Source organism: Anoxybacillus sp. TBDG-1 (assembly GCF_054815885.1).
In genome coordinates this window covers 1-15,180 of sequence record NZ_JBTZSY010000002.1, presented here as the reverse complement: position 1 = coordinate 15,180, position 15,180 = coordinate 1, and the positions used below count along the sequence as shown (strand labels likewise).

Sequence of the window (15,180 nt, the reverse complement as noted above, 5' to 3'; positions counted from 1 at the left end):
GATCTTAGTGATGAAAAAATGGATCGTACTGTTGATCGGTGCTCTTTTCTTCGCTCTAGCAGGATGCAACAATCAAGCAGAGGAAAAGCAAGAAGAAACAAAACAAACAGAGGAAAAACAAACAGAACAAAACAAAGAACAGTCAAATGAAGAAGATGTGTTTGCGAAAGCAGCAACGGCCGAGCCAGATGAAAACACGATGTGCGTATTTTGTAATATGAAAGTATATCCGAAAGAACATGAGCTTGGAAAATTTACTGCCAAATCTGCAACTGAAAACGGTGACGTATCGTTTTTTGATGACATCGGGTGTTTGTTTAACTATGAACGAGATCACGGTGAAGCTACAAAAAAATATGTACGTGATTACAATACATTAGAATGGATTGAATTACAAAACGCGACAGTGGTGAAAGCAGATATTAAAACACCGATGAACTACGGATATGCGTTTTTTGCAAAGAAAGAAGATGCTGATAAATTTATAAGTGAACAACCGAATGCAATGATTGTATCATGGGACGATGTTGACAAAGTCGCTCACGAACGTTATATGAAAAAGAAACAAATGATGCAAAATAAAAACGATGGACAAGGTCACGGTCATAGCGACAATATGCAACAAGATGGTCATCAAGATGGAAATATGAACAACGATGGGCATAACCATAATTAAAAAGCTGCCTTTTGGGCGGCTTTTTTATTTTTTGAAAACTACAATTAACGTATTGTTAGATATAAATCAGAAATATATACATTGAAATGAAATGGTGCTTAATGAGTATAGGATTCCCAAGAATAACATTTCGCCATTATTCTATGCTTCTTCGCTTGTGACGAAATATTTTTGTAAAAAAGAAAGGAATGAAGAGGATCGATGGAGAACGATATCCATGAAATTAACATTTTATAGAAAGGAATGAAATTATGAAAGTCAAAAGAATTTTATTACTTATTCTCGCGCTAGCTTTTTTACTACCAACCATCTTAGTTAACGCCCACTCAGATCATTATAATCCTAATGGATATACTGGGGCACAAAACCTTAAGTATTGGCGTGATGCTAGTGTTTCCAGTGCAGGTTACCATAATCGTGCAGACACCGCATATGCAACTTGGAATAACATTTCTTCAAAGGTTGCTATTTCACAAGTCACTTCTGAGCCTACATATTATAGCATTGTTGTTTATGCAGGAACTATCTCAGGCTCGACCGTTTATGCTACCGCAGATTATTGGACGTATGGCTTTTTCGGATGGCGTCAAGTAAATTCGGAGGATGCAAGGGATCGTTCAAGAATTCGACTCAATACACCTCAAATGAACACACTAACTTCTGCTGAATCAACTGACGTTATTATTCACGAATTTGGACACGCACTAAGCTTGAGACATAATGACAATTCAGGTGCCTCTGTGTAATGAAGGAGTATGAACTAACAACATACGGATCCCCTCAACAGACGGATAAAGACCATCTAAAACAAAAATGGGGAAATTAATAGATGAAAGGAGATATTACGAATATGAAAAAAAATAAGATTATCATTGTTTCAATAGCTCTGTTAGGTTTTATTTCTCTCGGCTCAAGTCTATGGTATATGTCGGCTGATAAAAAAGTAAGTTTATCAACTATTGATGCTAAACAAGTATGCTTTAACACAGTAGATGAAATGATTACCTTTTCTCAACTTGTTGTCACTGGAAAACCAATTGAAAGTGAGAACTTCGTAACATTCGATGAGAGAGGGTTTACAGTAGATGCGTATACAATTACTCAGTTTAAAATAAATAAGGTCCTTGAAAATAGAACTACTCACGATTATAAAGCTGGGGATATTATCAAGGTAGCTGAACCAAGCTACGTTTACGATAATGGTATTATGCCCGGAAAGACTAAATTTTCAATTAATAACTACCGAAACATGGATAAAAACCATAGCTACATGCTGCTTCTTGTGCCCGATTTTAAATACGATGATCTGTACGTAATTTCTGGTGTCAATGAGGGTAAACACAACATTGATATTCCTGGTAATGATGGCGAAAAAGTTGGTGTGCCTCATGAAGAAAAGAATTATAAATTTAAAGAGGAATTGATGAAAAAGTTTAATATTTACTAAACATTTTATCCCTCCATTCCTTAATTGAAGACTTGAGTGCTCAGGTCTTTTTTTCGTTGTTGGCAAAAGCTACGTATATTCGGTAATATATTGTTGTCCATGATAAAAAATAGAGAGGTTGACTAGTTGTGAGACGAATTGAACTATTAGCACCAGCCGGAGATTGGGATTGTCTTCGTGCCGCCGTCGCAAACGGTGCAGATGCCGTTTATTTTGGTGTCGATAAATATAATGCGCGTGTACGGGCAAAAAATTTTCGCATGGAAGAATTAAAGGATGTCATGGCTTATTTGCATAAATACAATGTTCGCGGATATGTCACTTTTAATATTTTAGTTTTTGAAAATGAACTAGAAGAAGCAAAGCAGTTAGTTGAAGCATGTATAGATGCAGGGGTAGATGCGCTCATCGTACAAGATTTAGGACTTGTTCAACTCATTCGTGATATGTCACCTGATTTTCCGATTCACGGATCGACACAAATGACCATCACATCTCCAGAAGCGGTTGAATTTTTAAAGCCGTATCATTTAGAAGTCATGGTGCTCGGTCGGGAAAATAATTTAACACACATTCAAAAAATTGCCGAGAAAACGAATGTACCATTGGAAGTGTTCGTTCACGGGGCGCTTTGTGTATCGTATTCCGGACAATGTTTAACATCGGAAATGTGGGGAGGGCGTTCTGCCAATCGTGGTGAGTGCGCTCAAGCCTGCCGTCTGCCATACGATTTAATCGTTGATGGCGAGCAAAAAGAAATGGGAAACGTCGCTTATTTACTTTCACCGAAAGATTTAGCTGCTCTTGATCTCGTTCCAGAGCTTATTGAGGCGGGAGTTAGCACATTTAAAATTGAAGGTCGATTAAAATCACCAGAATATGTAGCTAATGTTGTTAGTAAATATCGAAAAGCGATTGATGAATATTTAGCGGGGCGACATTATACCCCTTCGAAAGAAGAAATACGCGAACTTCAACAAAGTTTTAGTCGTGGATTTACACATGGATTTTTAAAAGGAACGAACAACAAACAGCTTGTTGATGGAACGTTTCCAAAAAGTCGTGGTGTATTTCTTGGAACGGTTAAAAAAGTATTAAAAGACGGTGTTTTATGTGAGGTGCAAGCTCCGTTAAAACGTGGGGATGGCATCGTATTTGATGCAGGACGTCCAGAAGAAAAAGAAGAAGGCGGCCGCGTGTATGACTTACGAAAACACGGAAAAAAAGTCGAGGGTGAAGTCGAAAAAGGTGTCGTTGAAATTATCCCTGGCCGACATGACATCAATTTAACACGTATACATGTCGGAGATCGCATTTGGAAAACGAGCGATCAAGAACTTGAACGTCGCTTGCGTAAAACGTTTGAAACCGAGCGACCATATCGGCTGTTTCCGCTAACTGTGCATGTGTACGGTGAAGCAGGGGAACCGCTCATTTCGACATGGTACGATGAAACGACAGGAAATGAAGTAATCGTTCAATCTGAGCAGTTGTTAGATGTTGCTCAAAAACGACCGTTAACACTAGAATTTATAAAAGAACAATTTGGGAGATTAGGCGGAACAATTTTTGAACTAAAAGATGTTCATATGTATATCACAGGTGATGTGATTGTTCCTGTTAAAGAATTAAACCGAATAAGAAGACAAGCTGTTGAACAACTCATTGAACAAAGACAACGGCCGCGATTATACAGCAAACAACCGATTGATTTAACATCTCCTTATCGGCAAAAACAACAAGCAAAGACCCCTTCTTTAATGGCGCTTTGCCGTACGCTTGGACAAGTCGAAGCGGTATGTGATACAGATGTTGAAATGGTGTATGCTGATTTCGAATTTACAACCGATTATCCGAAGGCTGTACAGATTGCACGAACTGCAAATAAGCCAATTGCTTTAGCCACTCCACGCATTCATATGCCTGGAGAAAACGGAATTTTGAGAGGAATTTTAAAAGCCGAGCCAGATGCCATTTTAGTGCGTAGTTTGGGAGCTGTACAATATTATACGAGTCAATCAGTTGGGCAAACGTTAATTGGTGATTTTTCACTTAATATTTCAAACCATCTGTCTGCACAATTATTTTTATCCCGAGGACTTGATCGGATTACACCTTCATACGATTTAAACATTCAACAAATGATTGATCTACTTGAGGCAGCCCCAACCGAACATATTGAAATTGTCATTCATCAGCATTTGCCGATGTTTCATACTGAGCATTGTGTATATTGTACATTTTTAAGTCAAGGAACCGATTTTACAAACTGTGGGCGACCATGTGAAAAACATCGTGTCTCCTTGCGAGATCGTATCGGTATGCTTCATCCTGTTCGTGTCGATATCGGCTGTCGCAATACGGTGTACAATGCGATCGAGCAATCTGGTGCCGAATACATTCCGAACTTTTTATCGCTCGGTGTCCGTTCATATCGAGTTGAATTTTTAGAAGAACCAGCAAAAAAAGTGGAAGAGGTTATTACATTATATCGCGAGGCACTCGAAGGAAAGCGAAGCGGCACAAGCGTATGGCGTACACTAAAAGCCATTAATCAACTTGGTGTCACGCGCGGACAGCTAATCAAAAAATAAGCGGGCTTAGGACTCGCTTATTTTTTCATATGTGTACATTTTGCTATAATAGTAAATGAACGAAAAAAGAAAGGGTGATTTCTATGCCAGCTGTTGAATCAAATATGTTTCCATTAGGAGAGAAAGCGCCATCGTTTGAGCTTGTCAACGTCATTACTGAAAAAACGGTACGATTAGAAGATGTCAAATCGGATATTGCAACAGTAATCATGTTTATTTGCAACCATTGCCCATTTGTTAAACATGTTCAAGAAGAACTTGTTCGTTTAGCCTATGATTATCAACCAAAAGGAGTTTCGTTTATCGCAATCAATTCAAACGATGTGGAAAAATACCCAGATGATTCCCCTGAAAAAATGAAAGAGATAGCTGAACAGCTTGGCTATCCATTTCCATATTTATTTGATGAGACACAAGAAGTAGCGAAAGCATATCAAGCTGCATGCACACCGGATTTCTACATATTTGATAGTGAACTACAATGTGTTTACCGTGGTCAACTCGATGATTCACGACCAGGTAACGGAATCCCGGTTACAGGTTCTTCGATTCGAACAGCTTTAGACGCATTGCTATTAGGGAAACCTGTTCCGAAAGAACAAAAACCGAGTATCGGTTGTAGTATCAAGTGGAAAGAAAAATAAAAAAACATTTGACATTTTTGTTTCAAGCCTATATACTTAAGAAGTACCATTTCGTTCGTTATATCAATGATCGTTATAAGCTGCACCTTTGTCAGGTTCATCTTATAAGGACTTGACGAAAGTGTAGCTTTTGTTTTATGAGTAATGAAACGGTGGTCAATTTTTAAAATTGTTTTGGAGGAATTCACATGAACACAGGTAAAGTAAAATGGTTTAATGCAGAAAAAGGTTTTGGATTCATTGAGACGGACGGAGGTACAGACGTATTCGTTCACTTCACAGCGATCCAAGGTACTGGATTCAAAACGTTGGAAGAAGGCGAAAAAGTAACATTTGACATCGTGAATGGCAACCGTGGGCCGCAAGCGGCAAACGTGCAAAAAGCATAAATAGTCAAACGTACGGGATCTCGCTTTTCGTGAGATCTCGTTTTTATATGCAACGAAACAAATTCTCACTGGCGCAGCTTCGGAGCTGCAAGGACGGAAGAGAGGTAGGGTTTCCGTCGTTTTTGTTTGTTCAACACGCTCATATCAGGAGTGTGTTTTTTTAAATAAAAATACAGAAAATTTGATAAAAAACTATTGAAAAATGATGAATGATTCCATATAATAAACTCATGTTATAAAACTATACATAATAATGTGAGGTAATGTGACATGAATGAACTACTCGTCTCTGAACAAACAAACACTTCGACGCTTGAACAAATTAAAGAAATCATCAAACAAAAACATGTTGAACTATTACATTTACAATTTGTTGATATTGAAGGTGTTTTAAAGCACGTCACAGTAACAGCGGAACAACTAGATGATGTAGTAGAAGGAAAAATCATGTTTGATGGATCTTCAATTAAAGGTTTTTCGCCAATCAATCGCTCAGACTTATATTTACTTCCTGATTTACAAACATTTGCAGTACTACCATGGACAGTAGGAGAGGGGTATGCAGAAGCACGTTTTCTTTGCTCTGTGATGAATCCAGACGGAACGTTATTTGATGGCGATCCACGTAACGTATTGAAAAAAACAGTTGAACGAGCGAAACAAAAAGGATATACGATCTCCGTTGGCCCTGAATTAGAGTTTTTCTTGTTTAAAACAGATGAAAATGGAAATCCGACAACAACACCTCAAGATAACGGCGGCTATTTTGAGCCATCTCCAAAAGATCTTGGAGAACGCGTTCGCTTAGATATTTATCGTGCGTTAAAGGCTATGGGATTTACAATTGAGGCTTCCCACCATGAAGTTGCTGAAGGGCAACATGAAATTAATTTCAAATATGCCGATGCCCTCGGTGCTGCCGACAATGCGACAACATACAAATGGGTTGTTAAAACGATCGCTAAAAAATACGGATTACATGCTACGTTTATGCCAAAACCGATTTTCGGTATTAATGGTTCAGGAATGCATGTGAACATTTCGTTATTTAAAGACGGTGAAAATGCTTTCTTTGATCCATCGGACGACAATCAATTATCTGAAACAGCATACCAATTCATTGCTGGTTTATTGCAAAACGTAAAAAGTTTCGCAGCCATTACAAACCCACTTGTAAACTCATATAAACGTCTTGTCCCAGGATATGAAGCACCTTGTTATATTGCATGGTCAGCATCGAACCGCTCCGCACTGATTCGCATTCCTGCGAAACGAGGATTAGCAACACGCGTTGAGCTTCGTTGTCCTGATCCATCTGCTAATCCGTATTTAGCGTTTGCAGTCATTGCTGAGGCAGGACTTGATGGAGTAGAAAAACAACTCACTTGTCCATCGCCAATTGATGAAGACATTTTCCATATGACTGTTGAACGTCGCGCGGAGCTTGGTATCGAAAACCTTCCAGGTAGTTTAGGAAAAGCGATTGAAGAATTAGAAAATGGAACAATTGGACGTCATACGTTAGGCAACCACGTATTTGGTGAGTATGTCGCATTGAAAAAGAACGAATGGGATAGCTATCGAACAGCAGTCCATGCTTGGGAAATTGAACATTATCAAGCGAAATTTTAAAAGCGAGCGATTGTGCTCGCTTTTTGCATATTTTCATTATGTGTTTGTACAACAAATGGTTTATGATGGTACATAGAGAATAACGAAAGGGTGATATTGTGTCTAAACGAATCATTACGATGATCGTGTTGATTTGTACCGCAACAATGTTATTATGGGTTGTTGGCTTAGTCGTCACGATTCAAGACCAATTTTTTTACAAAGCTTCCTCGATCAAACAAACAAAACTAGCAACTTCAAACATACAGAAAAATAACGGACTTTCTATCGTTGCCCTTGGTGACTCATTAACACGTGGGACAGGAGATGAAACAGGGAAAGGGTACGTTGGATATGTTGTAGATGACTTAAAAAAACGGACAAATCAACACATTCAATTCACAAATTTGGCAATTAAAGGACAACGCTCTCCTCAACTCATCAATCAACTAAAACAAAAAGAGGTGCAACGCCAATTAAAAGAGGCGGACATCATTTTAATGACGATTGGAGGAAATGACTTATTTCAAGGCGGAGAAGCACTAAGGAACCTATCCCATGCCCAAATTGAAAAGGAAAAAAAGAAATTTGTTGAGCAGCTACATACGATTTTCCAACTTATTCGCACAGTAAATAATGATGCAACTGTATTTTATATCGCTTTATACAATCCATTTAACGATTTAGACAATGGAAAAGAAACATCTGCTGTTGTGCGCAGTTGGAATTATGCAGCATCTGAAGTAGCGGCCGACTATAAATCAATCATTTGCGTTCCAACATATGATTTATTTGAACTGCAAGTCAACGACTATTTGTATACAGATAAATTCCATCCAAACAAAGAAGGATATAAACGAATCGGTGAACGTGTTGCGTCGCTCATTACGTTAACGAAAGGGGAAAAATAATGGAAGAAACGTTAGTTGTACGAAACGTACGAAAAACAATTGGAAAAAAGGAAATTATTAAAGGTCTTTCGTTTTCGTTAAAAAAAGGTGAAGTGTTTGGTTTCTTAGGCCCAAATGGTGCAGGGAAAACAACGACCATTCGCATGCTTGTCGGATTAATTCAACCGACATCCGGAACGATTTCGATTTGTGGATATAACTTACAAAAACAATTTACAAAAGCGATTCAACACATTGGCTGTATCGTAGAAAACCCTGAACTTTATCCATATTTAAGCGGCTGGGAAAACCTTGAGCATTTTGCACGTATGGTTCCAGCGGTTACCGATCATCGCATTCAAGAAGTAGTCGAACTCGTCGGTTTACAAAATCGGATTCATGATCTCGTCCGCACGTATTCACTCGGCATGCGTCAACGCCTCGGTATTGCGCAAGCACTTCTTGGAAAACCAACAGTGCTCATTTTAGATGAACCAACAAATGGTTTGGATCCTGTCGGCATTCGCGAAATGAGACAATTTATTCGATCACTTGCTGAACATGAACAATTAAGCGTGCTCGTTTCATCACATCTATTAAGTGAAATACAACTCATGTGCGATCGTGTTGCCATTATGTCCAAAGGAGAGATTATTCGCATTGATACGGTCGAACATTTATTACAAGAACAAGCACGGACATATTGGAATGTTATCCCGATTAATACAGCTAAAGAAATATTAGAAAATGAGACAACTATCATCGGTGAAAAGGATGGAGCGATCGTTACGATTTATGAATCAAACGAAACTATTGCTCGTTGCAATACTCGGTTAATTGAAGCAGGGGTGCTTGTCAGCGGAATCGAGCGAAAACTTCCAACACTTGAAGATTTATTTATTGAATTAACAGGAGGGGAAACGATTGATTAATCTCGTGTACAACGAAATGTTAAAAATTGTTCGTAAAAAACGACTATTTATCATTGCAGCCATCGTAGCTGTTCTCGTTAGTTTATTTACATATGCGCAATTTAAACAGATCGAAACGGTTCGAGAACGCATTGGAACAACAGATTGGCGCACACAACTGCAACAACAAATCATCGATACACAAAATCGCTTAAACTCAACAGGAATTTCTGAAGAATGGAAAAAGTTTCTCAAAATTCGTTTACAGCAACAACAATACTATTTAGATAATGATATTAATCCGATGGCGCCCGGTGCTCCGACATTTATGCGCATGTTTATTGAAAACTCGATTGAATTGTTTTTGCCACTGCTTGTTATGGTAATTGCAGCTGATCTTGTTTCATCAGAAGCAAGCGGAGGAACGATCAAACTGCTGTTGACACGTCCTGTGAAACGATGGAAAATTTTAATGAGCAAATATATCGCTTTGATTTTATCCACATCGTTTATCGTGTTTTCTGTTGCCGTTTTATCATACGCGATTTCTGGTATCGTATTTGGATATGGTGGATGGAATTTGCCGCTTTTAACAGGATTTTCGATTCAAGGTGAAGAATTAAATACGACAACAGTTCATCTGATTCCCCAATGGAAATACTTACTTATGGAATTTGGTCTCGCTTTTTTTGTGTCGCTCGTTGTTGGGACACTAACATTTATGTTATCGGTGTTAATACGTAGCACAGCCGCAGCGATGGGGATTATGCTCGCAGCTCTGATTTCAGGAGCTATTTTATCAAGTATGGTATCATCGTGGGAGTCTGCGAAATATTTGTTTATGGTAAATTTACGACTCACAAGTTATATTAGCGGCATGGCGCCACCTATTGATGGGATGACACTTTCTTTTTCAATGACTGTGCTCGCCACTTGGGCAGTTGTTGCGCTAATTGTTTCTTTTTATGTATTTACGAAAAGGGATGTTTACTAATGAATAAAATGATTGACACGTTGATCAATGAATTACAAAAACGAACGCCAACGATCATGGATTTTGACAAATTTGCTCAATACGCTGTACTTCTCCCGCTTATCCAACAAAACGATGAGGTGTTTGTTTTATTTGAAATACGCTCACTGCAACTACGTCGTCAGCCGGGAGAAATTTGTTTTCCGGGTGGGAAAATGGATTCGTGTGATCAAAGTCCAAGGGAAACAGCTATGCGAGAAACGTGTGAAGAGTTAGGGATTGAAAAGAAACATATTACACATATCGTCCCGCTTGACTATATATTTTCACCATTTGGTATGGTTATTTATCCATTTGTTGGTTTTGCTAATATTACTTGTATGCAAATAAATGAGAAAGAAGTAAAAGATGTGTTTACTGTGCCACTGTCTTTCTTCTTAGAAACAAAACCAAAAATATATCGTGTTTCATTTGAGCCAAAACCGGAAGACGATTTTCCGTTTGACGATATCCCAGGGGGAAGGGAGTATAATTGGCGCCCACGGCACATGGAGGAACATTTTTATTACTACAAAGACAAGGTGATCTGGGGATTAACAGCCAAAATTGTATATCATTTCACTCAACTCATTCAAAAAGAGAAAGGAGAATAGTCATGTCACAACCTGTTGATTTAGGATTTGGCATTTCACTTATTGATTTATATGATTTACAAACTGCTCAGCGAACAGGGGCATACGTTTTTCGGGAAGAAGAAATAACAATTATTGAAACGAGCGCGAGTCCATCTATCCCACATTTACTTAAAGGATTAGAAGCATTATCTATTGATTTGCACGATATAAAAAATATTATCGTCACACACATTCATTTAGATCATGCTGGTGGAGCAGGTTTATTATTGAAACATTGTCCAAATGCGCACGTGTTTGTTCATCCGAAAGGTATGCGTCATTTAGCAGATCCATCTCGTCTCATTCAAGGAGCAAAAGCGGTTTATGGTGAAAAATTTGAGGCGTTATTTGACCCAATCGTTCCCATTCCTGAAAATCGGTTAATTGTAAAAGAAGATGGAGAAACGTTGCAAATCGGAAAAGATCGCAAACTGACATTTCTTCATACACCAGGACATGCGAATCACCATTTTTCTATTTATGATGAAAAAAGCAACGGCATTTTTACAGGTGATACGGCAGGTGTTTTTTACCCACAATTACTTTCATACTACGTTGAGTTATATTTGCCGTCTACATCACCAAACCAATTTGATCCAGAAGCTATGATCGCATCAATTAAGAAATTTATGGCGTTACGTCCAGATCGTATATATTTTGGGCATTTCGGTATGTCAACAAATGTACAAACGGTTTGGGAACAACTCCATTATTGGCTACCTATTTTCGTTCAAGAAAGCAACGAAATTGTGAATGAACAAATGCATAAATCTTTCGCAGAAAAAACAGAAGCTGTTTTCAACTGTTTATTTCACATCGTTCAAACATTTTTACGTAAACAGCAAGTACCAGATGATGCAGATGTATATAAGTTACTCCAACTTGATTTACAAGTGTGTGCGATGGGACTTGTCGATTATATAGAAAAACAAAAAAGATAATTGACGAAAAATCATGTTTTCGCTATAATTTCTTTGGCACCCCACCATACGGAGGAGTACCCAAGTCCGGCTGAAGGGGTCGGTCTCGAAAACCGATAGGGGTGTCAAAGCCCGCGGGGGTTCGAATCCCCCCTCCTCCGCCATATTCTCCTCTTGTCTTTCTCCTTTTGTGATCTTCAATTTTATTTTTTTATTCCAATTTATAAGGATGTGACATATTGAAAAAATATTACGTTGTTTGGGAAGGGGCAAAAACAGGCATTTTTTCTTCTTGGGATGAGTGTAAACCATACGTTATTGGTATTCCAGGTGCAAAATATCGCTCATTTTTATCGAAAGAAGAAGCAGAGCAAGCATTTGCCTCTGGTTCGGCTGTAAACTATGCAACAAAAAATAAAACACACTTAACGAATTATATCGAAGAAAGCATTTGCGTTGATGCAGCATGTAGCGGAAATCCCGGATGGATGGAATATCGGGGTGTACACACGAAAACAGGAGAACAATTGTTTTATGTCGGGCGGATGATTGGAACAAACAACATTGGTGAGTTCTTAGCTATTGTCCATGCATTAGCATGGCTACAACAACAAAACAAAAGTTTGCCCGTTTATTCTGATTCTGCGACAGCTATAAAATGGGTGAAAGGGAAAAAAGCAAATACAACGCTTGCTCGCACCACTAAAACAGAACGTGTCTGGCAGCTTATTGAACGTGCTGAAGCTTGGTTGCGTACACACCATTATGTAAATGAAATTATAAAGTGGGAAACAGAACAATGGGGTGAAATTAAAGCGGATTTTGGACGAAAGTAAAAGGAGAGGGGGCTATCCCTCTCCTTTTTGCACGCTATCAAGTTCATGTTTTAGTTTTTGTTTATCAAGTTGTTCACCGATGATAACAAAATGTAACGGTACGCTCATCTCTTCTTTCATATAAAGCGGTGTACCGTACGCATACTGAAAAGCATAAATTCCGCTCGTATGGGTAAAACGCAAAAATCCTTTCATGCGGTAAATAGTATCAGGCAATTGTCGCACCCATTGTTCAAACATGTCTAAATCAATCGGTTTAGTAAATGTATGTACGTACGTTTGAATGCGCAGTCGCTCGATATTCAGTCGCTCATGTTCGCCCCGCATACGCTTCGATAACAATTCAATATCTTCGATTCGTACGTTAGAAAACGTTGTAAAAATAATACGTGCTTCGCTGTTGATCGCTTGTAACTCAAACGACAATTTTGCTTGTTCATCGGGACGTAATTCATCTGTCTTATTCACAATTAACACATCCGCGTGACGAGCTTGTTCTTTTAACAACATTTGCAATGGGATGGAAAGTTGATGACGATCGCCCCAACGCATGGCGTCAATTGTTGTGATAATACCTCTCATTTGAATGCGATCAGCAAATAATGGCGACATGCAAGCATCAAGTACTTCGATGGGATGAGCGACCCCTGTTGTCTCAATATAAATCACATCTAATGCATGTTCATGGAGCAACGAATAAAGCTCTACTTCAAATTGATCTTGAATTGTGCAACATACACAACCGCTTAATAACTCACTTAGTATAACATCTTCTGAAACAGCGTGTGAATCAATGGATATTTGACCGATTTCATTCATTACTACTGCTACTTTCCGTCCGTGTTTTTTTTCATTTTGTAGCATTCGCTTTAATAATGTCGTTTTTCCACTTCCGAGAAATCCTGATAATATATATATATCAATATGTTTCATAGAATGCTCCTTTCTTCACCTTCTTTCTTGATCATAGTCAAAAATGCGTCGAATCGCAACAGAAAAGAAGCTTCTTCACGATGGAAGCGTCTGCAACTGCTTTTCTCTTGCCACCTGTAGCATATGACGCACAACGTTTGATGCTGCATGAGGATGATACAAAGAGCGCATAGCATATTTCATATCTAATAGTGCTTCTTTACTTTGCAACAGCCGATGAACATGCATATGCCATTCATCGATATGTTCTGCGAGAATTGCACCGCCTTTTTTTGAAAAGTATAATGCATTTTCCTTTTCTTGTCCTGGTGTCGGTTTATATAAAATAAGAGGAACTCCTAATGCAGTTGCTTCTGTTAATGTAATTCCACCCGGTTTTGTTATTGCAATCGTTGCGATTCGAAGTAATTCATCGATCCGTTCAACATAGCCAAATACGCGGAGACGTTCAGGAAATTGCGCCGCTAACGCTTGCATCTTCATCCGGAGCATTTCGTTATTTCCACATACAACAACCAATTGTACATGTTCATGAATCAACGTTTTGCACATCGTTTTTATATCTTTTAATACACCGTGAGCACCTGCGATCATTAAAATAACTGGTTTTTCAGGAGATATATTATATTTTTTGTAAATAGCAGAAGGTGACATGACTTGTTCAAAAGTCGATCGGATCGGAATACCCGTTACACAAACGTTCGATTGAGGAACACCTGCGCATACCATTTGTCGCTTCAAATCGTTTGTAGCGACGTAATATTGATCAATGTACGGGTGAATCCATATTTTGTGCAAACAATAATCTGTTAGAACACTAAACGTCGGAATTACGAAACCGTGTTGGAATAAAAATTGTGAAACACCAATCATTGGAAATGTATAGACAATTATATTGGGCTTTTCGCTTGTTAATAGTGCCATGAGCCGCTCTTTCCCCATATAATAAAACCAGTTCATAAATTTCTTGTCATATATTTTCTCGATACCATAGTAAAACAGACGATAAATAGGCTTTCCGATGCTGTAGCTTTTTAAATACATATATTCTGTCATATGGTTCATACGTGGATACGACTCGGCAAATAAGTTCGATACAACGACATGTTCGATACCTTGACGCATACATTCCTGTTCAATTGTTTTTGCTACTTGCATATGCCCGTTTCCAAAGCTTGCAGTTAAAATCAATACTTTTGTTTCGTGCATACACGTCACTCCTTGTTCATCCGAATGTATTTGTAATGTAACAAATGAATGTTGTGAAAATATAAAAAGGAAAGGAGGGAAATGTAAATATTTCATTAATAATTTTTTTTAAAAAATCCATTTACAAACACATATATGAATCATCATTTACTACATAAAATGATTTTGGAAGGAGAAAAGAACCATGACGACAATGATGGGAGTATATTGCACAATTGAACAAAGAGAGATTGTTTAACCTTCCAATTTTAAGTAATAAGCACTTACATGCTGCAGGGAAGGTTCAGTTCCTTGCGTTTTTTGCGCTCCATCTGCATGGGAAAAAGTCCCTTGCGAATTTTTTATTGAAAGGAGAGGAGTAAATAATGAAGTTTCATTTTTCTTTACAAAATCTTTACTTGTTTATATAAGTATATAAGTATGAGTAAAATGTTTGTGGGAGAAAAAAAGACAGGTTCCTGATTTGGTATAAT

15 protein-coding genes and 1 tRNA gene are annotated in these 15,180 nt (G+C 38.2%); 14 read left to right on the top strand and 2 right to left on the bottom strand.

Features of this window, described 5'->3' with window-relative positions:
- Window positions 1-10 precede the first annotated feature (10 nt).
- The 14 genes from ACYQY7_RS00945 (at window position 11) to ACYQY7_RS00880 (ending at window position 12,565) form a co-directional block, all read left to right on the top strand.
- Entirely contained in the window at window positions 11-676 is a 666-nt protein-coding gene (locus ACYQY7_RS00945) for a nitrous oxide reductase accessory protein NosL (RefSeq protein WP_461200292.1), read from the top strand.
- Window positions 677-927: 251 nt separating this feature from the next.
- On the top strand, window positions 928-1,422 hold the full coding sequence (locus ACYQY7_RS00940) for a zinc metalloprotease (protein ID WP_461200291.1): 495 nt from the start codon (window positions 928-930) through the stop codon (window positions 1,420-1,422).
- 83 nt (window positions 1,423-1,505) lie between these two features.
- Window positions 1,506-2,123: a hypothetical protein gene (locus ACYQY7_RS00935; RefSeq protein ID WP_461200290.1), complete on the top strand. Its 618-nt coding sequence runs from the start codon at window positions 1,506-1,508 to the stop codon at window positions 2,121-2,123.
- A 128-nt stretch (window positions 2,124-2,251) separates the two neighbouring features.
- On the top strand, window positions 2,252-4,717 hold the full coding sequence (locus tag ACYQY7_RS00930; protein ID WP_461200289.1) for a U32 family peptidase: 2,466 nt from the start codon (window positions 2,252-2,254) through the stop codon (window positions 4,715-4,717).
- A gap of 83 nt (window positions 4,718-4,800) precedes the next feature.
- Entirely contained in the window at window positions 4,801-5,361 is a 561-nt protein-coding gene (locus ACYQY7_RS00925) for a thioredoxin family protein (protein WP_461200288.1), read from the top strand.
- Window positions 5,362-5,549: 188 nt separating this feature from the next.
- Window positions 5,550-5,750: a cold-shock protein gene (locus ACYQY7_RS00920; RefSeq protein ID WP_003398700.1), complete on the top strand. Its 201-nt coding sequence runs from the start codon at window positions 5,550-5,552 to the stop codon at window positions 5,748-5,750.
- Between the two features lie 270 nt (window positions 5,751-6,020).
- On the top strand, window positions 6,021-7,382 hold the full coding sequence (gene glnA / locus ACYQY7_RS00915; RefSeq protein WP_461200287.1) for a type I glutamate--ammonia ligase: 1,362 nt from the start codon (window positions 6,021-6,023) through the stop codon (window positions 7,380-7,382).
- A 98-nt stretch (window positions 7,383-7,480) separates the two neighbouring features.
- Window positions 7,481-8,272, top strand: a complete 792-nt coding sequence (locus ACYQY7_RS00910; protein WP_461200286.1) for an SGNH/GDSL hydrolase family protein — start codon at window positions 7,481-7,483, stop codon at window positions 8,270-8,272.
- The gene (locus tag ACYQY7_RS00905; RefSeq protein ID WP_461200285.1) at window positions 8,272-9,183 is read left to right on the top strand and encodes an ABC transporter ATP-binding protein; all 912 of its coding nucleotides are present in this window, start codon (window positions 8,272-8,274) and stop codon (window positions 9,181-9,183) included. The genes ACYQY7_RS00910 and ACYQY7_RS00905 overlap by 1 nt, the downstream gene beginning before the upstream one ends.
- Window positions 9,176-10,156 carry an ABC transporter permease subunit gene (locus ACYQY7_RS00900; RefSeq protein WP_461200284.1) on the top strand — a complete coding sequence of 327 codons (981 nt, stop codon included), beginning with the start codon at window positions 9,176-9,178 and terminating at the stop codon, window positions 10,154-10,156. The genes ACYQY7_RS00905 and ACYQY7_RS00900 overlap by 8 nt, the downstream gene beginning before the upstream one ends.
- Complete coding sequence (locus tag ACYQY7_RS00895) at window positions 10,156-10,788, top strand: NUDIX hydrolase (protein WP_461200283.1); 633 nt, start codon at window positions 10,156-10,158, stop codon at window positions 10,786-10,788. Before ACYQY7_RS00900 ends, ACYQY7_RS00895 begins: the two co-directional genes overlap by 1 nt.
- Window positions 10,789-10,790: 2 nt before the next feature.
- Entirely contained in the window at window positions 10,791-11,750 is a 960-nt protein-coding gene (locus ACYQY7_RS00890; RefSeq protein ID WP_461200282.1) for an MBL fold metallo-hydrolase, read from the top strand.
- A 50-nt stretch (window positions 11,751-11,800) separates the two neighbouring features.
- A tRNA-Ser gene (locus ACYQY7_RS00885) sits at window positions 11,801-11,893 on the top strand.
- A 75-nt stretch (window positions 11,894-11,968) separates the two neighbouring features.
- Complete coding sequence (locus ACYQY7_RS00880; RefSeq protein ID WP_461200281.1) at window positions 11,969-12,565, top strand: ribonuclease H1 domain-containing protein; 597 nt, start codon at window positions 11,969-11,971, stop codon at window positions 12,563-12,565.
- A gap of 12 nt (window positions 12,566-12,577) precedes the next feature.
- On the opposite strand, the gene ACYQY7_RS00875 is transcribed toward ACYQY7_RS00880, so the two are convergent.
- Both ACYQY7_RS00875 and ACYQY7_RS00870 read right to left on the bottom strand, forming a co-directional pair.
- A complete protein-coding gene (locus tag ACYQY7_RS00875) occupies window positions 12,578-13,498 on the bottom strand; it encodes a CobW family GTP-binding protein (RefSeq protein WP_461200280.1) in 921 nt (306 codons plus the stop codon).
- Between the two features lie 75 nt (window positions 13,499-13,573).
- The gene (locus tag ACYQY7_RS00870) at window positions 13,574-14,707 is read right to left on the bottom strand and encodes a diglucosyl diacylglycerol synthase (protein WP_461200279.1); all 1,134 of its coding nucleotides are present in this window, start codon (window positions 14,705-14,707) and stop codon (window positions 13,574-13,576) included.
- Window positions 14,708-15,180 lie beyond the last annotated feature (473 nt).